This window comes from Actinoplanes sp. NPDC020271 (assembly GCF_044388125.1).
Taxonomy (GTDB): Bacteria; Actinomycetota; Actinomycetes; order Mycobacteriales; family Micromonosporaceae; genus Actinoplanes.
In genome coordinates, this window is sequence record NZ_JBIRWQ010000046.1 from 18,353 (window position 1) to 38,248 (window position 19,896).

18 protein-coding genes are annotated in these 19,896 nt (G+C 72.1%); 8 read left to right on the forward strand and 10 right to left on the reverse strand.

Features of this window, described 5'->3' with window-relative positions; genetic code table 11:
• Nucleotides 1-79 precede the first annotated feature (79 nt).
• The gene (locus tag ACH442_RS45750) at nucleotides 80-1,504 is read left to right on the forward strand and encodes a wax ester/triacylglycerol synthase family O-acyltransferase (protein ID WP_396344481.1); all 1,425 of its coding nucleotides are present in this window, start codon (nucleotides 80-82) and stop codon (nucleotides 1,502-1,504) included.
• 43 nt (nucleotides 1,505-1,547) lie between these two features.
• Here the strand turns inward: ACH442_RS45750 and ACH442_RS45755 are convergent, their stop codons facing one another.
• The 4 genes from ACH442_RS45755 to ACH442_RS45770 form a co-directional block, all read right to left on the reverse strand.
• Nucleotides 1,548-3,008, reverse strand: coding sequence for an HAD-IB family hydrolase (locus ACH442_RS45755; RefSeq protein WP_396344482.1), 1,461 nt, complete (start codon nucleotides 3,006-3,008; stop codon nucleotides 1,548-1,550).
• Nucleotides 3,005-4,897 (reverse strand): lysophospholipid acyltransferase, encoded by a 1,893-nt coding sequence (locus tag ACH442_RS45760; RefSeq protein ID WP_396344483.1) that lies wholly within the window; start codon nucleotides 4,895-4,897, stop codon nucleotides 3,005-3,007. Before ACH442_RS45760 ends, ACH442_RS45755 begins: the two co-directional genes overlap by 4 nt.
• Nucleotides 4,898-5,007: 110 nt before the next feature.
• The gene (locus ACH442_RS45765) at nucleotides 5,008-6,273 is read right to left on the reverse strand and encodes a YncE family protein (protein ID WP_396344484.1); all 1,266 of its coding nucleotides are present in this window, start codon (nucleotides 6,271-6,273) and stop codon (nucleotides 5,008-5,010) included.
• Between the two features lie 127 nt (nucleotides 6,274-6,400).
• Complete coding sequence (locus ACH442_RS45770) at nucleotides 6,401-6,892, reverse strand: pyridoxamine 5'-phosphate oxidase family protein (protein ID WP_396344485.1); 492 nt, start codon at nucleotides 6,890-6,892, stop codon at nucleotides 6,401-6,403.
• A 140-nt stretch (nucleotides 6,893-7,032) separates the two neighbouring features.
• On the opposite strand from ACH442_RS45770, the gene gap reads away from it, so the two are divergent.
• On the forward strand, nucleotides 7,033-8,049 hold the full coding sequence (gene gap, locus ACH442_RS45775) for a type I glyceraldehyde-3-phosphate dehydrogenase (protein ID WP_396344486.1): 1,017 nt from the start codon (nucleotides 7,033-7,035) through the stop codon (nucleotides 8,047-8,049).
• Between the two features lie 52 nt (nucleotides 8,050-8,101).
• Here gap and ACH442_RS45780 read toward each other — a convergent pair whose 3' ends face one another.
• Together ACH442_RS45780 and ACH442_RS45785 are read right to left on the reverse strand one after the other, a co-directional pair.
• Complete coding sequence (locus ACH442_RS45780) at nucleotides 8,102-8,575, reverse strand: universal stress protein (RefSeq protein ID WP_396344487.1); 474 nt, start codon at nucleotides 8,573-8,575, stop codon at nucleotides 8,102-8,104.
• Between the two features lie 19 nt (nucleotides 8,576-8,594).
• On the reverse strand, nucleotides 8,595-9,467 hold the full coding sequence (locus tag ACH442_RS45785) for a universal stress protein (RefSeq protein ID WP_396344488.1): 873 nt from the start codon (nucleotides 9,465-9,467) through the stop codon (nucleotides 8,595-8,597).
• 134 nt (nucleotides 9,468-9,601) lie between these two features.
• Here ACH442_RS45785 and ACH442_RS45790 point away from each other — a divergent pair, with 134 nt between their 5' ends.
• Complete coding sequence (locus ACH442_RS45790; protein ID WP_396344489.1) at nucleotides 9,602-10,291, forward strand: CBS domain-containing protein; 690 nt, start codon at nucleotides 9,602-9,604, stop codon at nucleotides 10,289-10,291.
• A 3-nt stretch (nucleotides 10,292-10,294) separates the two neighbouring features.
• Here ACH442_RS45790 and ACH442_RS45795 read toward each other — a convergent pair whose 3' ends face one another.
• The 3 genes from ACH442_RS45795 to ACH442_RS45805 form a co-directional block, all read right to left on the reverse strand.
• The gene (locus ACH442_RS45795) at nucleotides 10,295-10,804 is read right to left on the reverse strand and encodes a hypothetical protein (protein WP_396344490.1); all 510 of its coding nucleotides are present in this window, start codon (nucleotides 10,802-10,804) and stop codon (nucleotides 10,295-10,297) included.
• Between the two features lie 146 nt (nucleotides 10,805-10,950).
• Entirely contained in the window at nucleotides 10,951-11,139 is a 189-nt protein-coding gene (locus tag ACH442_RS45800) for a DUF1918 domain-containing protein (protein ID WP_396344491.1), read from the reverse strand.
• The gene (locus ACH442_RS45805; protein ID WP_396344492.1) at nucleotides 11,136-11,939 is read right to left on the reverse strand and encodes a universal stress protein; all 804 of its coding nucleotides are present in this window, start codon (nucleotides 11,937-11,939) and stop codon (nucleotides 11,136-11,138) included. Before ACH442_RS45805 ends, ACH442_RS45800 begins: the two co-directional genes overlap by 4 nt.
• A 167-nt stretch (nucleotides 11,940-12,106) precedes the next feature.
• On the opposite strand from ACH442_RS45805, the gene ppdK reads away from it, so the two are divergent.
• From ppdK to ACH442_RS45820, 3 genes are read left to right on the forward strand one after another with little or no spacing between them, the layout of a single operon-like run.
• On the forward strand, nucleotides 12,107-14,719 hold the full coding sequence (ppdK, locus tag ACH442_RS45810) for a pyruvate, phosphate dikinase (RefSeq protein ID WP_396344493.1): 2,613 nt from the start codon (nucleotides 12,107-12,109) through the stop codon (nucleotides 14,717-14,719).
• Between the two features lie 10 nt (nucleotides 14,720-14,729).
• Nucleotides 14,730-15,092 carry a hypothetical protein gene (locus ACH442_RS45815; RefSeq protein ID WP_396344494.1) on the forward strand — a complete coding sequence of 121 codons (363 nt, stop codon included), beginning with the start codon at nucleotides 14,730-14,732 and terminating at the stop codon, nucleotides 15,090-15,092.
• 52 nt (nucleotides 15,093-15,144) lie between these two features.
• Nucleotides 15,145-16,869 carry a GAF domain-containing protein gene (locus ACH442_RS45820; RefSeq protein WP_396344495.1) on the forward strand — a complete coding sequence of 575 codons (1,725 nt, stop codon included), beginning with the start codon at nucleotides 15,145-15,147 and terminating at the stop codon, nucleotides 16,867-16,869.
• Here the strand turns inward: ACH442_RS45820 and ACH442_RS45825 are convergent.
• A complete protein-coding gene (locus tag ACH442_RS45825) occupies nucleotides 16,859-17,779 on the reverse strand; it encodes a universal stress protein (protein ID WP_396344496.1) in 921 nt (306 codons plus the stop codon). The two genes, ACH442_RS45820 and ACH442_RS45825, sit on opposite strands and share 11 nt — an antisense overlap.
• Before the next feature lie 127 nt (nucleotides 17,780-17,906).
• Between ACH442_RS45825 and ACH442_RS45830 the strand changes: the two genes are divergently transcribed.
• Together ACH442_RS45830 and ACH442_RS45835 are read left to right on the forward strand one after the other, a co-directional pair.
• Entirely contained in the window at nucleotides 17,907-18,149 is a 243-nt protein-coding gene (locus ACH442_RS45830; RefSeq protein ID WP_396344497.1) for an SHOCT domain-containing protein, read from the forward strand.
• Between the two features lie 110 nt (nucleotides 18,150-18,259).
• On the forward strand, nucleotides 18,260-19,765 hold the full coding sequence (locus ACH442_RS45835; protein ID WP_396344498.1) for a long-chain fatty acid--CoA ligase: 1,506 nt from the start codon (nucleotides 18,260-18,262) through the stop codon (nucleotides 19,763-19,765).
• Nucleotides 19,766-19,896: the final 131 nt, after the last annotated feature.

Here is a 19,896-nt window from a genome sequence, read left to right on the forward strand (position 1 = left end):
ACGTCCGACCCTGTCACCAAGGGGACAGCGGCGAGACGGTGAGGGAAACGCCGACCGGCAGTGATCGAAGGAGTGCGCCATGGAGTATCTGAGCCCGCTGGACACGTCCTTCCTGGACGCGGAGGACCAGGATCCGCACGTCTCCCTGGCGATCTCCTCGACCGCGGTGCTGGACGGCCCGGCGCCGAGCCAGGCGGAGTTCACCGAGCTGATCCGGGGCCGGCTGGCTCTGGTGCCGCGGTACCGGCAGCGGGTGCGGCGGGTGCCGTTCAACCTGGGACGCCCGGTCTGGGCCGACGATCCCGACTTCGACCTCGGCTTCCATCTGCGCCGCACCGCGCTGCCGGCACCCGGCGGCGACGCCGAGCTGGCGAACCTGGTCGGCCGGGTGATGAGCCAGCGGATGGACCGGGAACACCCCCTCTGGGAGGACTGGCTGATCGAGGGACTGCCGGAGGGCCGCTGGGCGCTGATGTCCAAAGTGCATCACTGCCTGCTCGACGGGATCTCCGGCAACGGGCTGTACCGGATCATGTGCGACACCAGCCCGCAGCCGCGGCCACCGGTGCCCGACGAGTGGCAGCCCACCCCGCCGGCCGGTGCCCTGCAGCTGACCCTCGACGCCCTCGGCGGCCTCGCCCGCATCCCGATCGAGCAGGCCACCCTGCTGATCGGCGCGCTGCGCGACCCGGGCGCGACCGGCCGGGCCACCGCTGGGTTGCCACTGCTGGCCGAGGCGTTCCTGCCGGCCCCGGAGACCTCGCTGCTCGGCCCGCTCGGGCAGGCCCGCCGGTACGCGCTCACCCGCGTCCCGTTCGCCCGGCTGGCCGACACCGCCCACGCGCACAAGGTCACGGTCAACGACGTCTACCTGGCCGCGGTCGCCGGGGCGCTGCGCCGGCTGCTGCTGCAACGGGGTGAGAAGCCCGAACCGGGCGCGGTCCGCACGCTCGTGCCGGTCAGCATGCGCGCTCCCGACCAGCACGACCGGCTCGACAACCGGCTGTCGTCGCTGCTGGTCCAGCTGCCGGTGGAACTCGACCGCCCGCTGGCCCGGCTCACCGCGGTGCACGAACGGATCGCCGGGCTGCGCGAGGCCCACGAGATCGAGGCGACCTCCGGACTGATCGAGCTGGCCGACCACGAGCCGTTCGCCGCGGTGTCGCTCGTGGTGCGGACCGCGTTGCGGCTGCCCCAGCGGGCACTGAGCACGGTCACCACGAACGTGCCCGGTCCGCGGGAGCCGCTCTACATCCTGGGCCGCCCGATCCGGGAGATCCTGCCGTACGTGCCGATCGGGGAGCGGATGCGCGTGGGCGTGGCCGCCTTCACCTACACCGATCAGGCCGCGTTCGGCGTGACCACGGATTACGCCTCGGTGCCCGAGGCCGACGACCTCGCTCGCTGGCTGACCGAGGAGTTCGCGACCCTGCGCCGGACGAAGCCCGCTGCGGCCAGGCGTGCCCGCAGCAGCGCCGCGTCCCGCAACCGCCGGCCGTCCTGAGGCACGGGCCCGCCACCGTCGAACGACGGTGGCGGGCGCCGGTTCAGCGCGGAGGCCAGGGCATGCTCAGTTCCCGCGGCCAGTCCCGCAGGGTGCCGGCGATCCGGTCACGGACCTCGGTGATCCGCCGGTCCAGGTCGTCGGCCGTCCAGTCCTCGGTCGGGATCGGCTCCAGCACGGCGACGTCGACCGTGCCGGGGTTGACCACCATCGACCGGCGCCAGGCCAGCTCGCCGGTGTTGCGCAGCACGATCGGCACGATCGGGACCCCGGCCTGCACGGCCAGATGGAACGCGCCCTTCTTGAAGCGTCCCAGCCGGCGGGTCGGCATCCGGGTGCCCTCCGGCAGGACCAGCACCGACGTCCCGCCCCGTACGCGTCGCGCCGCGGCATCCATGCTCTGGCGGGCCCGCTGCGGGTCCGACCGGTCGATCCACACCGGGTCGAGGAACGCAGCGACCAGCGCCATCCGCGGATCGAACCGGGCCTCCTGCTTGGTCACCGCGGTGAAGTCGTGCCGCAGCAGCGAGCCCAGCACCAGCGCGTCCAGCGCGCTCTGGTGGTTGGCGACGAACACGGCCGGGCGGATCTTCTCCAGGTATTCCGCGCCGATGACGTTCAGCTTCACCCCGGCACACGCCAGCCCGGTGTCGGCGGCCAGGCCGAGGCCGACGTTCGCGCCACGCCGCCGGTCACCGGTCAGCAGCCCGTAGAGGACCCCGGCGCTGAGCCCGGTGTCCACGGCCAGCAGCGCACCGGCGGTGCCCAGGTAGGACCAGAGACCCGGGGTGGCCGGCTCCCGCAGCAGCAGCTCCGGCCAGCCGTTCTCCGCGGCGACACGGTGCAGCGCCGGGTGCGGGTTCACCGCGTACGGCGAACCGGCCGCGCTCAGGAAGGCGACGTCCTCGGCGCCGTTGGCGTAGGCGTAGCTGCGGCGCATCGTGACCCGCGCCCGGCGGGCGAACGCGCGTACCGCGTCGGCCTTGGCCTGGCCCCACAGCATGCCGCCGGTGCAGCGGCCGGTGAACACGCCGCCGCGCTGCTCCAGCTCGGTGCAGAGCACGTGCGCGATGCCCAGGTCCCGGGCCACCGGCTCGACCTGCATCCGGCTCGCCGAGGAGGCCACCGCGACCGTGTGCCCCCGGCTCAGGTGGGCCTGGACCAGGTCGCGAACCTCAGGGCGGATCGTCCCGGCGACCTTCTCGACGAAGAGCTGCTCGGCGATCCGGGTCATCTCGGCATCGGTGCGGCCACGCAGGGCGGCGAACCCGGCCCGGGCGATCGTCTCCGGGTCACCGCCGAGAACACCCCCGTCGAGGGCCGCCATCGCGATCCGGGCCAGTTCCGTCGGACCGGCCTGACCGCGGCGGATCCGCTCCTGGTAGGCGGTCAGCGCGGTGTAGCCCTGGACCAGCGTGCCGTCGAGGTCGAAGAACGCGCCGACGCGCGGCCCGGCCGGACCGCGGCGGATCGACTCGACCAGCTGCGCCACTGAGACGCTCATGACGTGCTCCCTTCGGCCAGGGCGGCGATCACACCGACCCGTCGTACCGCGTCGCGAATCTCCTCGAGGAAGGCAGCCCGGCGTTTGTCCACCCCGGGCGCCGTGTCGGCGACCAGGCCGCGGTGCCGGGCCAGCCGCAGCGCCGGCTTGAACAGCTCCAGCGACACCGACTCCTCGCTGGCCAGGCGTTTCTGCAGAGCCCACTGCCGGCCGACGCGTAGGCACTCGCCGAGGAAGTGCTCCTCGTCGAACCGCTCACCGGCCGGCGAGGTGACCAGCCGGTCGGCGACGACGTGGTAGGCGTCCAGGAACGGGCGCAGCACCAGATGCGCGACCAGCGGCCGGCTCTGCCGCAGCCACTGCCGGGCCTGTTCCGCGGTGAACTCGTGCACCGCCTCGGCCTGGCTCGGGTCGGCCAGTGCCAGCTCGGCGGCCATCTCGGCCGCGAACACGTGCCGGGACGGGAAGAAGAAGTCGAACTTGAGCAGGTCGCGCAGTCGCAGCGCCTCGTGGCCGGCTGCCGGCAAGCCCTGGTCGCCGTTCTCCCCGGCGGTCACCAGGCACAGCTCCCCGATGGCGCGGCCGATCAGCAGGTGGACGGCGGTGTTGCGGTAGAACGCGGCGACCAGGTGCTGACCGGCGGCGATCCGCCAGACCGCGTCGGTGCCGCCGTCGTAGCCGGTCAACACCCCGGAGCGCGCCAGGTCGTCCAGGGCCCGGCACAGGGTGGCCCGGTCGGTCAGGTTGGCGGCGCCGGCCACCCGGCGCCCGCGCAGGCTCAGATAGCGCGCCAGGGGTGTGATCGTGGACTGCACCTCGTCGAGGGTCAGCGCCCGGTCGGCGGCCAGCAGCGCCAGGCAGACCACGGCGGTGGTGGTCACCGGGGTGGCCTGGTTGATGCCGTGACACGCGACCAGGGCGAGGCGTTCGACCAGGTGGGCGCCGCCGGGGTCGGCGGCGCGGAACTCGGCCGTCCGGTCGCGCAGCGGGATCGGTTCGCCCAGCTCCAGGTACGCGCGGCCGAAGCGCTCCCGCTGCGAGCGCCCGAACTGCCACAGCCAGCGCAGGTCCTCGGGCGACTTGCGCACCCCGCGCGCCTCGTCGGTCATCCGGCCGACCTCGTGCAGCTGCTCGTAGACGATGGAGACCGGCACGATCATCGCGCGCGCCCCGGGGTCCGCGTCGAGCGCGTCGAGCGCGTAGCGCAACACCCCGTACGTCGGTGGGCGCAGTTTTCCGGTCCGGGTCCGGCCGCCCTCGATCGACCAGCAGAGGTTGCGCCGGTTGCGGATCAGCTCGGCGAGGTAGCAGCGCAGCGCCAGCCGGTAGACCGGCAGGTCGGTGGTGGACCGGCGGACGTAGACGAAGCCGGACCGGCGCAGCAGCGCGTTGAACGGGAACACGTCCAGGTTCGCGCCGGCCAGCACGAACGCCGGTGACATGCCGTTGGTCGACACGGCCGCCGGGACGGTGATGCCGTCCAGGTAGGAGCGGTGTGAGAACGGGAACAGCAGGGTCTGGGTGCGATCCAGCTCCCGCAGGCGCCGCAGCTGTTCGGGATCGACCACGAGATCGTGCGCCCGGGCCAGCCAGGCGCTCATCCGGCCCCAGTCCGCGGTCGCGCGCGGGGTGTGGGTGGCGCCCATCTCGCGCAGGTACCCGGCCGCCTCGGCGTGCACCGCGCCCGGATCACGGCCCAGGGACCGGGCCAGGTCGCTGATCTGGGCGGCGAATCCCTCGTCGGACAACAGGCGGCCGACCTCGGCGGTGTCGGACGGCAACGGGCGGGCCGGTTCGCCGATGACTCCGAGGCGCCGCAGCGGAACACGCAGGGCGACGCGATCGAGCGCGTCGAGGACCGGCTGACGGTACGTATTACCGCTGATCATGGCCACCTCGCAGGGCCGGCGGGTCGAGACACCAATCCTGGTGCTGTCTCGACCCTGCCCGCGCCCGGCGAGGTGGAACAGGGCCTTTCGTCCCGGCGGTGCGGGGACGGTCAGCCGGCCGGGCTGGTCCAGCCGGCCGTGACGTGCGCGAGCCGGACCCGCTGCGGGTGGTCGCCGACCGGGATCGACACCACCTTCTGGCCGGTGGTGAAGTCGATCGCGGTGACCTGGTCGGCGCCGCTCTCGGAGATCACGCAGTCACGTCCGTCGCCGCTGACCGTCGCCCAGTACGGCTTCGACGCCGGGACCAGCGGTCCCTCCCGCAGACTCGTCCGGTCCACGACGGTGGTGTAGTCGTCCATCGTCCCGGCGACGCACAGCTTGGTGCCGTCGGGGCTCATGGACAGGCCGTGGTGGCGCGAGTCGTTGACGTACGTGGTGCGGTCGTCGCTGGTGGCCGGGTTCTTCGGCAGCGTCTTCACCCGGGTGATCTTGTCGGTGGCGACGTCGTACTCCACGAAGCCGTTGAAGAACGACACCTGGAAGTACAGCTTGCCGAAGTCGGGGCTGAAGACCGCCGGGCGCACGGCGTTGGACAGGTCCGACCGGCCGAACGCGTTGAGCCGCGACCGCATGTCGATGGTTTTCACCACCTTGTACGTGCTGGTGTCGACCACGGTGATGTGCCGGTCGCCCTTGGTCCAGTCCCACCCCGGGCTGTCCAGGTCGGTCTCGACGTTGCCGATCGACATGTTCCACAGGTACCGGCCGCCGTCGGTGTAGACGTTCTCGTGCGGCTTGTCGCCGGTGGCGAACGAGCCGAGCTGCGCGCCGGTGTTGATGTCGAGCACGTGCACGGTGTTGGCGGTGGAGGCGGAGACCGCGACCTTCGTGCCGTCGGGGGAGACGGCCATGTGGTCGGCGCGATAACCGGAGACCGCGAACCGCCACTTGACCTTCCCGGTGGCCAGGTCGATGGAGACCACGTCGGCGAAACTGGGCCGTGACGCCACCAGCGCGGTCCCGTCCGGCGTGGAGTAGAGGTCGTCGACGAGCTGGTCGTGGCCCTCGCCGGGCCCGTTACGGATACCGAGGAAGTAGATCAGCTTGATCGGGTTGAGGTAGATCTCGGCGAGCCGCTGATCCTTGTCGGGCACGACGTCGACCCGACCGATCTTGGCGAAGTCGCCGCGGGAGTTGATGACGTCGGCGGTGCCCTCCCAGTTGTTGCCGACGAACATGACCTCGCGCAGCGCGGTGGCGGCGGACGCCGGACTGGCCGAGGCGACGGAGGTGGTGGCGCTGGCGGTGAGCGCGGTGGCGGTGGCCGCCGCGCCCAGGAGCCGCCAGAGACGGCCGGTGGTGGTGGAGCGCATGTGTTCTCCCGATGGGTGAGCAGGACGATGCTCGAATGCGAAACCCCGCGGTGTTCCCATTGACGCTACTGGATGGTAGGTCTCTGGTGGCACAGATCACAATGCGCTCGTGTGAAAATCTCTCGCGTCAATGCCGCAGGGGCGGCGCCGCGTCCAGCACCGGCACCCGGCCCCGCGACCGCAGCGGGTCGCGCATTCGCATCAGCGGCACCCCGATCCCGTATGTGACGTAGTGGCCGACCGGCCGGATCTCCAGCACCATGCAGCCGGAGCGCCGTTGCGGTGGTACCAGCGCGGCGAGCCCGGGCATCTCGGCCAGGATCTGCCCGGTGTGCACCACGGCCGCCGCCGGGAAACTCACCGTCGCCGGCGGAATCGGAGCCAGCAGCGACATGATGCCGCCGCGGCGGACCGGCACCGTCACGGCCACGTGCGGGTTCGCGGCGATGTGCCGGGCCTTCCAGCTGTTCTCGGCGACCACGACGAACATCCGGTCGCCGTTCACGGTGTAGACGACGCCGCTCGACCGAGGTGCGCCGTCCGGCGTCACATGGCTGAGCACGGCGAACGATCGGCGGGCCAGGACTCTCCGGATCTCGTGTGCGGTAAGGACAGACATCGGAACCTCCTGTCCCACGCTAGGCCCGGCGCCGCGGTGCGGGGACGAGCCTGCCGCTGCGTCCTTGCGGGACTTTCGTCCCTGCCTTCGCGCCCTCGTCCGGACGACCCTGGAGAGGAAGACGAAAGGGGAGGACAACGATGACCTACCGTATCGCGATCAACGGTTTCGGCCGGATCGGCCGCAACTACCTGCGCCGGTTGACGGCCAAGGACATGGTCAACAGTGGCCTGCGGGTGGTGGCGATCAACGACCTGTACGACGCCGCGACGCTCGCCCATCTGCTGGAGTACGACTCGACGTTCGGCCGGCTGGAGGCCGAGGTCGGGCGCGACGACGACCAGCTCATCGTCGGCTGGCACCGGATCCCGACGTTCGCCGGCCGGACGCCCGACACGCTGCCCTGGGGCGACCTCGGCGTCGACCTGGTCATCGAGGCGACCGGCCGGCTGCGCAGCCGCGACGACGCCGCGCTGCACCTGAAGGCGGGCGCCGAGCGCGTGCTGATCTCCGCCCCGGGCAAGAACGTCGACGCGACGCTCGTCCCGGGCGTCAACGCCGCGACGTTCGACCCGGACCACCACAAGATCGTGTCGGCCGCGTCGTGCACCACCAACTGCGTCGCGCCGCTGGTCAAGGTGCTGCACGAGGCGTTCGGGATCGAGCGCGGCTTCCTGACCACCGTGCACGCCTACACCAACGACCAGAACGTGCTGGACGCCCCGCACAAGGACCCGCGGCGGGCCCGCGCGGCGGCGGTCAACATCATCCCGACCAGTACCGGCGCGGCCAAAGCGGTCGGTCTGGTCCTGCCCGAGCTGGCCGGCCGGCTCGACGGCGTGGCCCTGCGGGTGCCGGTCGTGGACGGCTCGATCAGCGACCTGACCCTCACCCTGGCCGAGGAAGTCACCCCCGAGCAGATCAACGAGGCGGTCGCCGCCGCGGCGGCCGGGCCGATGCACGACATCATCCGCTACACCGAGGCGCCGCTGGTCTCCTCCGACGTCGTCGGCGACCCGGCGTCGTGCGTGTTCGACGCCCGCCTGACGCAGGCGCAGGGCAACGTGGCCAAGGTGTTCGGCTGGTACGACAACGAGTGGGGCTACACCAACCGCCTGATCGACCTGACCCGTCAGATGGCCGCCGCGCGGAAGTGAGCGAACGGCAAGACGGCCGGCGCCCGTCCGGGGCGCCGGCCGTTTCCGTGGGTCATCGCTGAGCGCTCCCGACGTGCAGCTCGGACGCCTTCTCACCGAGGCCGGACGGGATCACCACGACCGGGCAGACCGCCTTGCGGATGCACGCCTCGCTGACCGAGCCGAGGACCCGGTGCAACAGGCCGCTGTGCCCGTGGCTGCCCAGCACCAGCAGGTCGGCGCCGCGGGCGGCGGCGGTCAGCACGTCGGCGGGTGACCCCTCGACCAGTTCCGCGGCGATCGGCAGGCGCGACCCGTGCTCGGCGACCGCGGCCCGCACCTCCCGGTCGAGGACCTTGGCGGCGTGCTGCCGTTCCTCGTCCGGCGAGGTCGCGGAGATCGCCTCCGCCTCGATGCCGTCCCAGTGCCAGGCCATCACCGCCTGCACGGCGGTGTCCTGGCCGGCGGCCTCCTGGGCGGCCCAGCTCAGTGCCCGGCGGCCGCCCTCGGAGCCGTCCACACCTACGACGATCAGATGGTTTTTCATGTTCGCCTCCTTCGGGCGTTCATTCGGTCTTCCGTGTTTCCGGCTGGAGCGGCTGGTGTCCGGAGCGGACGATCAGGACCGGGCACTCGGCGTGGTGCAGCAGCTGGAGCCCGGCCGAGCCGAGCAGCGTCCCGGCGATCACCCCGTGCCCGCGGCTGCCGACGATCACCAGCTGGGCGCTGTGTGAGACCCCGACCAGCACCCCGGCCACGCCGTCGTGCGCCAGCAGCGTCTCCACCCGCACGTCCGGGAACTTGGCCCGCCAGGGCGCCACCTGCTCGGTGAACCGGGCGTGCTCCTCGGCATCCAACTCCGGGCTCCGGACCCCGGGCGGCGGCAGGAACGAGCGGATCAGCACGAGCCCGGTGTCGCGCTGGTGCGCCGCGGTGAACGCGGTCTCCAGCACGCCTTCGGCGGCGGGGGAGTCGTCCACACCGGCCACCACCGGCCGATCGCCGGACACGGCGGTTTCGCGGATCACTGCCACCGGGCAGTGCGCGTGGGTGGCGACGCGCTGGCTCACTGACCCGACCCGCAGGCCGGCGAACCCGCCGTGGCCGCGGGAACCGAGAACCATGAGGTCCGCGTTCTCCGAGTCGATGATCAGCTGGGCGGCCGGGTTGCCGATGAGAACGTCGGTCTCGACCTCGAGCCCGGGCACGGCCTCGCGGGCCCGGCGAGCCAGGGTGTTCACCAGGCCGTCGGCGTGCTGGCGCTCGGTCTCGAAGAGCTCACCGGCGTATCCGTGCCGGGCGGTCGACCAGTCCCAGTCCATGACGGTGGTGACGCGCAACGGCTGCCCGCGGCGATGTGCCTCTTCCGCCGCCCACGTGATCGCGGAGCGGCTGGCGTCGGTGCCGTCGGCCGCGACGACGACGGTTGGTGTCCGCATGATGTTCCCCTTCTCCCGGGTTCCTTCTCGCATCGTCATCCGGATCGATGCCCTGCGGTCAGGGCCATAGGTCTCTAGCGGCCAGGACCCGCAGCGGCGACGGTGGGGGAGACGCAGGAAGAGGAGGGATTGCGGTGAGGACCTGGAAGATCAGTGACGTGATGACCCGCGACGTGGTGTCCGTCCCCGAGGACGCCTCCTATCGGGACGTGGTGGATCTGCTGGTGGAGAGGCGGATCAGCGCGGTGCCGGTGGTGGACGGCTCCGGACGGGTGACCGGGGTGGTCTCCGAGGCCGACCTGCTGCGCAAGATCGAGTACGGGGGCGAGGACCAGCCGCGGATCTTCGAGAGCCGGCGCCGCCGCGGTGAGCGGGCGAAGGCCTCGGCCCGGACGGCGGCCGGCCTGATGAGCACGCCCGCCGTGGTGGCCCTGGAGAGCACTCCGATCGCCGCCGCGGCCCGTTTGATGGACAGCCACGGCGTGAAGCGGCTGCCGGTGACCGACGACGCCGGCCGGTTGGTCGGGATCGCGTCCCGCGGCGACCTGCTGCGCACCTACCTGCGCACCGATGACGAGATCCGCCAGGACGTCGTGGCCGGGGTGCTGCGCACGTTCCTGATCGACGAGGCCGACGGTGTCACCGTCGAGGTGACCGATGGCGTCGTCGCCCTCGGCGGCAAGGTCGACCGCCGGTCCTCGGCCGAACTGGCCGAACGCCTGACCCGTCAGGTGGCCGGTGTGGTCGAGGTCAGCTCCGGTGTGACGTACGCCTTCGACGACGACAAACTCGGCAACCTGCACGAGCCGTTCACGACGTACTGAGGGTCAGTGGGCGCCGCCCGCCGGCATTGCCGGTGTGGCGGCGCGCTGCTGCTCGGCGAGCGCCAGGTACATCCGTGCCCAGTCCCGCTGCTTCTGCTCCGAGTGCCGCAGGCCCTGCGCCTGCGCGGACAGCCGCCACCGCCAGAACGCGGTGATCCGCAGCTGCCGTGTGGACATGTGCCGGAAGCGCGGATCCTTGCGGGCGGCCAGCACCCGGACCAGGTAGATCTCCTGTTCCAGGCCCTCCTGCCACTGGTCACGGCAGCTCTCCGCCCGACGGGTGCAGGCGGCGGCCTGCTCGTTCCAGGTGAGCCGGCAGCCGCGGCAGCCTGGCGGCACCGCCACCGGCCACAGGCGCGGGTCGCCGCCGTGCGGCTGCACCAGCATCCCGGCGCATGGCACGACACCGTCGCGGCCGCGTCCCGGGCAGTCCCCGTCCGGTGCCGGGCCATGACAGATGTCGGTGACCTGGCCGGTGGCCGGATCCCGGATCTCGACAATTCGTTCAGTCATTGTTCCCGCCTCCTGGCGACCGCGTCGTTCCTCACCGTCAGTGTCCGCACTGGTCGCTCATGGTCAGCAGGGCCGAACGACCCGGCACATCGGGGCGGGCGCCGCTGGTGCCGGCGCCCGCCCCGATGATCGGGAGCTGTGGTGGGTCAGTTCACCGCCTCGATCCGGGCTCCCGGGCCCGGGAAGATCAGGGTGGTGTGGCCGTTGTCGAGCCACTGCACCTCGTACGGCGGATGCCCGTCGGCGCGGCCGACGGCGGTGATGATGCCTTCCCGCCGGTGCCCTTTGGGCCCGTCGACTTCGATGACGATGTGGTCTCCGGTCTTGGCCATCATGACGTTGCTCCTGTCTCGCTCAGGTCGTGCACGATCGCGACCGGGCAGCTCGCGTGGCGCAGCAACTGCCGGCTGACCGCGCCGAGCAGCATGCCGCGGACCGCGCCGTGCCCGCGGCTGCCGACCACGAGCATCCGGGCGGTGTCACCAGCCGCGATCAGCGCGGCGGCAGGATCCTCGGTGGCGGCGTCGACCTGGACGGGCAGGCCGGGGAAGTCGTCACCGATCGTGACGTCGACCGGAGCGATCGGGACGATCCGCAGCGCGACGCCGTGGCCGGCCGCCTGCTCGGCGGCGAACCGCAGCACCGCGTCGGTCAGCGGGGAACCGTCCACGCCGGCGACGACCGGGCCGTCGCCGGTGACCTCCCCGTGAATCACCACGACGGGGCAGTGGGCGTGCGCGCCGACCGCCGCGCCGACCGAGCCGATCAGGCCGGCCAGGGCGCTGTGCCCGCGGGTGCCGAGCACGATCATCCCGGCGTGGTCGGAGCGTTCGGCCAGGGCAGTCGCGGGAAGCGCCCGTACCGTCCTGGCACTGATCGGGACGCTGGGATGGGTCTGCCGGGCGGTCGCGGCGGCGCGCTCCAGCATGCCGCCGATCACCTCGTCCACGTAGGTGTCCGGCCGTAGCGCCGGGGACGGCACCATGCTGGCGGCGGGTGCCCAGAACGGCCACTCGTCGGCGTAGACCAGTTCGGCGGCGGCGCCGGTGCGGTGCGCCTCGTCCAGGCCCCAGGCCAGAGCGGCCTGGGCGCTGGACGACCCGTCGAACCCGATGACGATCTTCTTGTGCTCCATGGTGGCGGGCCTCCTTCCGGTCCTCCTCCCATCGGACGCCCGTGCGCCGCGGCGGAACAGGGCTTCAGGACCCGCCTGGCCGGGCCGACGGCCCTACTCGGCGAGGCCCCCGGCGGGCTAGCAACGAAGGAGGAGACAAACCGCGAGGGAGCGAGGGTGGGATTCAGGTGTCTGGATACGTGTACGACTTCATCGACGGCAACAAGGACCTCAAGGACCTGCTCGGAGGCAAGGGGGCCAACCTGGCCGAGATGACCCGGATGGGTTTGCCCGTGCCGCCGGGGTTCACCATCACCACCGAGGCATGCCGCGCCTATCTGCGTTTCGGCGCGATGCCGGCCGGGCTGCTCACCGAGGTGGAACAGCACCTGCAGGCGATGCAGGCGGGGCTGGGCAAGGCCTTCGGTGACCCGTCCGACCCGCTGCTGCTCTCCGTACGATCCGGCGGCAAGTTCTCCATGCCCGGGATGATGGAGACGATCCTGGACATCGGACTCAACGACCGCAGCGTGCTCGGCCTGGCCCGGCAGAGCGGCGACGAACGGTTCGCCTGGGACTCCTACCGCCGGCTGATCCAGATGTTCGGCCGCACGGTGTTCGACGTTCCCGCGGCGGCGTTCGACGCCGAGTCGGCGACCGAACCGCGGGACCTGGTCCGCGTCTACAAGAAGGTCTTCGAGACGTACACCGGCCGAGTTTTCCCGCAGGCACCGCACGAGCAGCTGTTCCTGGCCATCGGCGCCGTCTTCAAGTCCTGGAACGCCGACCGGGCCGTGCTCTACCGCCGTCAGGAACGCATCCCGCAGGACCTGGGCACCGCGGTCAACGTGATGGCGATGGTCTTCGGCAACCGTGGCGCCGACTCCGGCACCGGGGTGGCGTTCACCCGGGATCCGGCCACCGGCCGGCGCGGCAGCTACGGCGACTACCTGCCGGACGCTCAGGGCGAGGACGTGGTCGCCGGCATCCGCAACACGATGCCGCTGAACGACCTGTCCGAACGCGACCCGGTGAGCTACACCCAGCTGTTGTCGATCATGGAACGGCTGGAGCAGCGCTACCGCGACCTGTGCGACATCGAGTTCACCATCGAGCACGGCAAGCTGTGGATGCTGCAGACCCGCGTCGGCAAGCGCACCGCGGCGGCCGCGTTCGTGATCGCCGCGCAACTGGTCGAAGAAGGTGTGATCACCCTCGACGAGGCGCTGCAGCGGGTCACCGGCGAGCAACTGGCCCAGCTGATGTTCCCCAGCTTCGACGAGAGCGCCGCCCCCGAGCCGCTGACCACGGGTGTTCCGGCCTCACCGGGTGCGGCGGTCGGTGCGGTGGTCTTCGACTCGGCGGCCGCCGTGGCCGCGGACGGGCCGGTCATCCTGGTGCGCCGGGAGACCAACCCGGACGACCTGCCCGGCATGATCGCCGCCCAGGGCATCCTCACCGCCCGCGGCGGCAAGACCTCGCACGCCGCCGTCGTCGCCCGCGGCATGGGCAAGACCTGCGTCTGCGGCGCCGAACAGGTGCAGATCGGCACCGACTCGTTCACCGTCGGGAACCGCGTCGTGCGGGCCGGCGACGTGATCTCGATCGACGGCGCCACCGGCCGGGTCTTCCCGGGGCCGGTGCCCGTACGCCCGTCCCGCGTGGTGCGTTTCTTCGAAAAACAATTGAGCGCGTACGGCGATCCGCTCCTGTCCGCCGTCGAACGCCTCATGACACACGCCGATCACGTCGCCCGCCTCGGTGTGCACGCCAACGCCGACACCGGCGACGACGCCGCCCGTGCCCGCCGCTTCGGCGCGACCGGGGTCGGCCTGTGCCGGACCGAGCACATGTTCCTCGGCGACCGCCGGGTGCTGGTCGAACGGCTGATCCTGGCCGCGACCGACGGCGAGCGCGACGAGGCCCTGGCCGCGCTGCTGCCGCTGCAACGGGCCGACTTCGAGCGGCTGTTCACCGAGATGGACGGGCTGCCGGTGACGGTGCGACTGATCGACCCGCCGCTGCACGAGTTCCTGCCGCCGCTGGAGGAGCTGACCGCGCGGGTCGCCACGGCCGAGGCGCTCGGCGAGGACACCGGGCACGCCGGGGTGCTGCTCAACGCCGTACGCCGGATGCATGAATCGAATCCGATGCTGGGACTGCGGGGTGTGCGCCTGGGACTCGTGATCCCCGGGCTGTTCGCGATGCAGGTCCGGGCAGTCGCGCAGGCTGCCGCGGCCCGGGTCGCCGCCGGTGGTGATCCGCGGCCGGAGATCATGGTGCCGCTGGTCGCCACGATTCAGGAGCTGGAGATCGTGCGGGCGGAGGCCGAGTCGGTCCTCGCCTCGGTTCCCGGCGCTCCGCCGATCCGGATCGGCACCATGATCGAGGTGCCGCGGGCCGCGCTGACCGCCGGGGAGATCGCCGCGGCCGCCGACTTCTTCTCCTTCGGCACCAACGACCTGACCCAGATGACCTGGGGCTTCTCCCGCGACGACGTGGAGGGCGCGTTCTTCGGCCGATACCTGGAACTGGGCGTGTTCGCCACCTCGCCGTTCGAGACGATCGACCCGGCCGGGGTCGGCGAGCTGGTGCGGATCGCGGTGGAACGTGGCCGCGCCACCCGGCCGGAGCTGACCGTGGGCGTCTGCGGCGAGCACGGCGGCGACCCCGCGTCGGTGCGGTTCTTCCACGAGGCCGGCCTGGACTACGTGTCCTGCTCGCCGTTCCGCGTGCCGATCGCCCGCCTCGAAGCAGGTCGTGCTGCGGTGGCCGGCACGACCGGTTCCGACAGCCGATAGGAGCGGGAAGATGACCAGCACGGTCGACGGGCGGCCGGTGACGGCCGCCCGGGAGGGCACGATGTCGGTTCTGCCGGTGACCGACGGCGACCGCCCGGTCGGCGCCTGGATCGTCGGCCCGGACGAGGTGGTCTACCGTCCCGTCGTCGACGTGAACCGGCTGGTCGCGGCGGCGCTGGCCGCGACCGGTGCGGTGGTGATCGCGGTGGCCGTGAGCGCTGGGGCGCGGAACCGGCCGGCAGTCGGTGCGGTCACGATGGGCCCGGGCGGCTGGCTCAGCATCAAGCGCGCCGGCTGCCCGGCACCGCGCTCGGCGGGTTCACGTCCCTGGTGGGCGCGCCTGCTGAAGGCGTACCGGATCAATCGGGGTTGATTGGCTTGAAAGCCTGATTCCGGGGTGGAGGCCCGGCCGCTAGGCTGGCGGCATGGTCGAGCAGACTGCCCGCGGCGAGCGGCCGGAGCCGCTGTCCCTGGGTCTTTCCCCGCTGTCCCGGGTGCGGCTCGACGAGCTGCTGCAGGAGATGCTCGACCGCGTCGGGGACGTGGTGGCCAGCCGGGAACGGCTGCGCGCACTGCTGGACGCGGTGGTCGGCATCGGCAGCGACCTCGACCTGAGCAGCACCCTGCGGCGCATCGTCGAGGCCGCCTGCGCCCTGGCCGGCGCCCGGTACGGCGCGCTCGGAGTGATCGGGGCCGATCGCACCGACCTCAACGACTTCATCACCCACGGCATGGATCCGGCCACCCACGCCCGGATCGGTGATCTGCCCCGCGGGCAGGGAGTTCTCGGCCTGCTGATCACCGACCCGAAACCGGTCCGGCTGCCGGACATCCGCAACCATCCCGACTCGTACGGGTTTCCGCCGCACCATCCGCCCATGCACAGCTTCCTCGGGGTGCCGGTGCACACTCGCGGCCAGATCTTCGGCAACCTCTACCTGTCCGAGAAGCAGGGCGCCGCCGAGTTCACCGACGACGACGAGGAGATCGTGGTGGCGCTGGCCGCGGCGGCAGGCATCGCCATCGACAACGCCCGCCTCTACGAGCTGGCCCAGCGACGGGAACGCTGGCTGGCCGCCACCGCCGAGATCACCAGCGTCCTGCTCGGCACCGTGCACCGCACCGACGCGTTGCGGCTGATCGCCCGCCGCGCCCGCGAGGTCGCCCGCGCCGAGCTGGTCCTGGTCCTGCTCTACGACCAGCCGAACAGCCGATACACCATCGAGGTGGCCGACGGTGCGAACCCGGACTGCGCCGGCCTGGCCGGGCAGCCCGTGCCGGTCGACACCGCGGCCGCGCTCGCGTTCGGACAGGAACGCTACCGCGCCGTGGAGAACCTGCGGGCGGCCCTGGACTGGCCGGTCGCTGTCCCGGCGGTGCCGGCCCTGGCCGCGCCGCTGACCGCCGCCGACACCCTCCAAGGCGTGCTGATCGTGACCCAGACGGCCGGGCAGGCGACCGAGGAGGAGGATGCCGCGCTGCTGTCCACCTTCGCCGGGCAGGCAGCCCTGGCCCTCGAACGAGCCCGGGCTCAGGAGGAGCGCCGGCAGCTGGCCGTGCTCGAGGACCGCGAGCGGATCGCGCGCGACCTGCACGACGTGGTGATCCAGCGACTGTTCGCCACCGGGATGCACCTGCAGGGCACCGTCCAGCAGATCGGGCGGCCCGACGCGCCCCAGCGGATCAACGCCGCCGTCGACGATCTGGACGCCACCATCCGCGACATCCGGCGCTCCATCTTCGAACTGCGCACGCCGGTCGGTACGTCGCTGCGCTCCGAGATCCATCAGGTCGTGGAAGCCGCGGCGGAAACCCTGGGCTTCCGTCCCGTCCTCGACACGAACGGGCCCCTGGACACGGCGATCCCCGACGAGATCGTGCCCGACCTGGTCGCGGTGCTGCGCGAGCTGCTGTCCAACGTCGCGCGTCACGCCCGGGCGACCGGCGTCCGGGTCTCGGTCTCGGTGATCGCCGGCGAGGCCCTGGTCGCCGTCGAGGACAACGGGATCGGCACGGATCCCGCCCTGGCCCGGGGTGGCCTGATCAACCTGGCCGGGCGCGCGCGGGAGCTGGGCGGCAGTTTCGACGTCGGCCCCGGCCCCGGTGGCGCCGGCACCTCGGCCACGTGGCGGGTGCGGGTCAATCCGTGAGCTGTGCCGTGGAGGCACCCACCGGGGGCGCCTGCACCGGCCAGCCCGGCGGTACCAGCAGAACCGGGCAGAGGCCGTGCCGGCCGGACGGGTGCGCCGGCGGCGTGCCGACCAGCTCGGTGAGCTCGCCCCGGCCACCGGCCCCGGCCACCAGCAGGCGACCACGCCGGGACGCCCGGTTCAGCGTGTACGTCGCGTCCATCTCCGGGATGACCAGGGTGTCCGCCGTGACCTGCGGAAACCGCCACTGCCAGCCGATCACCGCGGTGGCCAGCATCTCGGCTGCGGCACGACGTTCCGGGCCGCCCTCACCGACGGGTATCGGGTGTGGCGTCTGCCGATCCGGGGGCCGATGCCACGCGTGCACCGCCACGAGGGTGGTGCCGGTGGCCGCGGCCTGCGTGAACGCATAGCCCAGGGCAGGTGCGCCGGGACGTCCGGACACCCCGACGACGACCGGCCCCCGGGCGTCGTGACGACCCCGGTGCACCATCAGCGGACAGGCGCAGTGGCTCGCCAGCAGGCGGGTGGTCGAACCCCAGTCCGAACGGGTCAGCTGGCTGTCCCGATGCCCGACGACGAGCAGACCGGCGGCCCGGGAACACTCGGCGAGCGCCTCACCGGCACTCCCGGCCCGCAGCGCGGTCTCGACGACCAGCGCGGGGTCCGTCGCCGCGGCAAAGCCGGCGGCCGCCGCCAGCAGGCGCAGGCCCTCCACCTCGGTGCGGTGACCGTCGTGGACACGGAAGCGGCCGCGGTAGTTCCCCGGCCAGACATGAACGATGAGCAGCCGTGCCGCGCGCCGGGCCGCCTCGGCCGCCGCCAGCTCGACGGTGGCCGAACAGGCCGGAGTGCCGTCGACGCCCACCACGACGGTGTGGTGATCCTCTGAGGCGAAGGCTCTGTTCATGACCGTACGTTATGGACTGGACACGGAAGCCGAAACGGTCCTTCGCCCGATCTGTACGGGTCGATGGACTCCTGTCGCCGGTGCCGGACCGTTCCACCATGACAGGTAGGAGGGAAGGAGTACGGCCATGATGTACCACTACCCGCATTTCATGGGCATGGGCTCCGGCTGGTTGTCGATCCTGCTGTCCTTGCTGCTGACCGCGATCATCCTGGTGGGAGTCGTCGCCTGGTGGCCCTCGCGTGCCGAGCGCGGCGAGAGCGCCGACACCGGGGCCGAGAAGATCCTGGACGAGCGGTTCGCCCGCGGTGAGATCGACGCCGAGGAGTACGAGCAGCGCCGGCACATCCTGCACGCCGCCCATCGCTGATGGGGACGTCCGGCCCTGCCGCGCCGGGCCGAAACTCGTCACGGTGAGAGCAGGCTCACTCCCGGTGACCGAGGGTGGGTTGATGCCCTTCAACGGCGAAGGAGTCGAAGATGCTCAACCTCGCTGTCATCCTCCGCGAGTCCGCGACCGCCCGGCCGGACGCGCCGGCCATCCTCACCGACCAGCAGACGATCACGTACGGAGAACTCGACGCCCGCTCCGACGCGGTCGCCGCCGCCCTGACCGCCCGCGGCATCCGGCCCGGTGACCGGGTGGCGCTGCAACTGCCGAACATCGCCGAGTTCCCGATCGCGTACTACGGCATCCTCAAGGCCGGCGCGATCGTCGTCCCCCTCAACGTCCTGATGCGGACCCCGGAGATCGCCTACCAGCTCGCCGACTCCGGTGCGCGCCTGCTGATCACCTGGGCGGGCCTGATCGAGGACGCGGGCAAGGTCGCCGCCGAAGCCGGGATCGACGACTGTTACGCCGCCGGCCCGGTGCCGCCGGGCGCCGCGCGCCCGTTCAGCGAGCTGACGACGGCCACGGACGAGCCGTTCCCGCTGGCCGAGCGCAACGCCGACGACACGGCGGCCATCGTCTACACCTCCGGCACCACCGGCCGTCCCAAGGGAGCCGAGCTGACCAACCTCCAGCTCTACCTGAACGCCGACGTTCCCGGGCGGCTGTTCGAACTGCAACCGGACGACGTCGTCATCGCCGCCCTGCCCCTGTTCCACGTCTTCGGCATGTGCAGCACGATGAACGTCGGCATCCGGTTCGGCGCCGCCCTGTCACTGGTCCCGCGTTTCTCCCCGGACGCGGTGCTCGGCGCCATCACCCGCCACCGGGCCACGATCTTCGACGGCGTGCCCACCATGTTCTCCGCGTTGCTGGCGCACCCGTACGACGAGCGCTACGACACCACGTCCCTGCGAGTGTGCATCTCCGGTGGTGACGCCATCCCGGCCCACGTGCTGGACGCCTTCGAACACCGCTTCGGGGTGCCGATCCTGGAGGGATACGGCATGACCGAGACCGCCGCGACGATCACCTTCAACCACAACCCGCAGGACCGCCGGGTCTACAGCGTCGGCCGGCCGGTCTGGGGCGTCGAGGCACAGATCTGGGACGAGGCCGGGCGTCGCCTGCCCGCGGGCCGCGACCAGGTCGGCGAGGTCGTCACCCGGGGCTATCACACGATGCGTGGCTATCACGGCAAGCCGGAAGCCACCGCGGAAGCCTTCCGGGACGGCTGGTTCCACACCGGCGACCTGGGCTACCTCGACGAGGACGGCTACCTGTTCATCGTCGACCGCAAGAAGGAGCTGATCATCCGCGGCGGCTACAACGTCTACCCCCGGGAGGTCGAGGAGGCGCTCAACGAGCACCCGGAGGTGCTGCTGGCCGCAGTGGTCGGGGTGCCCGACGAGCGGCTCGGCCAGGAGATCAAGGCGATCGTGGTCGCCCGTCCGGGCTGCTCGGTCGCGGCCAGCGACCTGATCGCCCATTGCCGGGAACGGCTGGCGGCGTACAAGTATCCGCGGGTCGTCGAGTTCCGGGACAGCTTGCCGCTGACCGCCGCCGGCAAGGTGCTGAAGAAGTCCCTCACCTGACGGGGGGGGCCGGCCGGGGGGGGGGGGGGGGGGGGGGGGGGGGGGGGGGCGGGGGGGGGCGGGCGGGGGGGGGGCGGGGGGGGGGCGGGGGGGGGGGGCGGGGGGGGGGCGGCGCGGGGGGGGGGGGCGGC

What these genes read in the sequence shown, in the direction of transcription:
- ACH442_RS45750 (WP_396344481.1), top strand. Translation starts at nt 80, where the DNA reads ATGGAGTATCTGAGCCCGCTGGACACGTCCTTCCTGGACGCGGAGGAC.
- ACH442_RS45755 (WP_396344482.1), bottom strand. Translation starts at nt 3,008, where the DNA reads ATGAGCGTCTCAGTGGCGCAGCTGGTCGAGTCGATCCGCCGCGGTCCG.
- ACH442_RS45760 (WP_396344483.1), bottom strand. Translation starts at nt 4,897, where the DNA reads ATGATCAGCGGTAATACGTACCGTCAGCCGGTCCTCGACGCGCTCGAT.
- ACH442_RS45765 (WP_396344484.1), bottom strand. Translation starts at nt 6,273, where the DNA reads ATGCGCTCCACCACCACCGGCCGTCTCTGGCGGCTCCTGGGCGCGGCG.
- ACH442_RS45770 (WP_396344485.1), bottom strand. Translation starts at nt 6,892, where the DNA reads ATGTCTGTCCTTACCGCACACGAGATCCGGAGAGTCCTGGCCCGCCGA.
- gap (WP_396344486.1), top strand. Translation starts at nt 7,033, where the DNA reads ATGACCTACCGTATCGCGATCAACGGTTTCGGCCGGATCGGCCGCAAC.
- ACH442_RS45780 (WP_396344487.1), bottom strand. Translation starts at nt 8,575, where the DNA reads ATGAAAAACCATCTGATCGTCGTAGGTGTGGACGGCTCCGAGGGCGGC.
- ACH442_RS45785 (WP_396344488.1), bottom strand. Translation starts at nt 9,467, where the DNA reads ATGCGGACACCAACCGTCGTCGTCGCGGCCGACGGCACCGACGCCAGC.
- ACH442_RS45795 (WP_396344490.1), bottom strand. Translation starts at nt 10,804, where the DNA reads ATGACTGAACGAATTGTCGAGATCCGGGATCCGGCCACCGGCCAGGTC.
- ACH442_RS45800 (WP_396344491.1), bottom strand. Translation starts at nt 11,139, where the DNA reads ATGATGGCCAAGACCGGAGACCACATCGTCATCGAAGTCGACGGGCCC.
- ACH442_RS45805 (WP_396344492.1), bottom strand. Translation starts at nt 11,939, where the DNA reads ATGGAGCACAAGAAGATCGTCATCGGGTTCGACGGGTCGTCCAGCGCC.
- ACH442_RS45815 (WP_396344494.1), top strand. Translation starts at nt 14,730, where the DNA reads ATGACCAGCACGGTCGACGGGCGGCCGGTGACGGCCGCCCGGGAGGGC.
- ACH442_RS45820 (WP_396344495.1), top strand. Translation starts at nt 15,145, where the DNA reads ATGGTCGAGCAGACTGCCCGCGGCGAGCGGCCGGAGCCGCTGTCCCTG.
- ACH442_RS45825 (WP_396344496.1), bottom strand. Translation starts at nt 17,779, where the DNA reads ATGAACAGAGCCTTCGCCTCAGAGGATCACCACACCGTCGTGGTGGGC.
- ACH442_RS45830 (WP_396344497.1), top strand. Translation starts at nt 17,907, where the DNA reads ATGATGTACCACTACCCGCATTTCATGGGCATGGGCTCCGGCTGGTTG.
- ACH442_RS45835 (WP_396344498.1), top strand. Translation starts at nt 18,260, where the DNA reads ATGCTCAACCTCGCTGTCATCCTCCGCGAGTCCGCGACCGCCCGGCCG.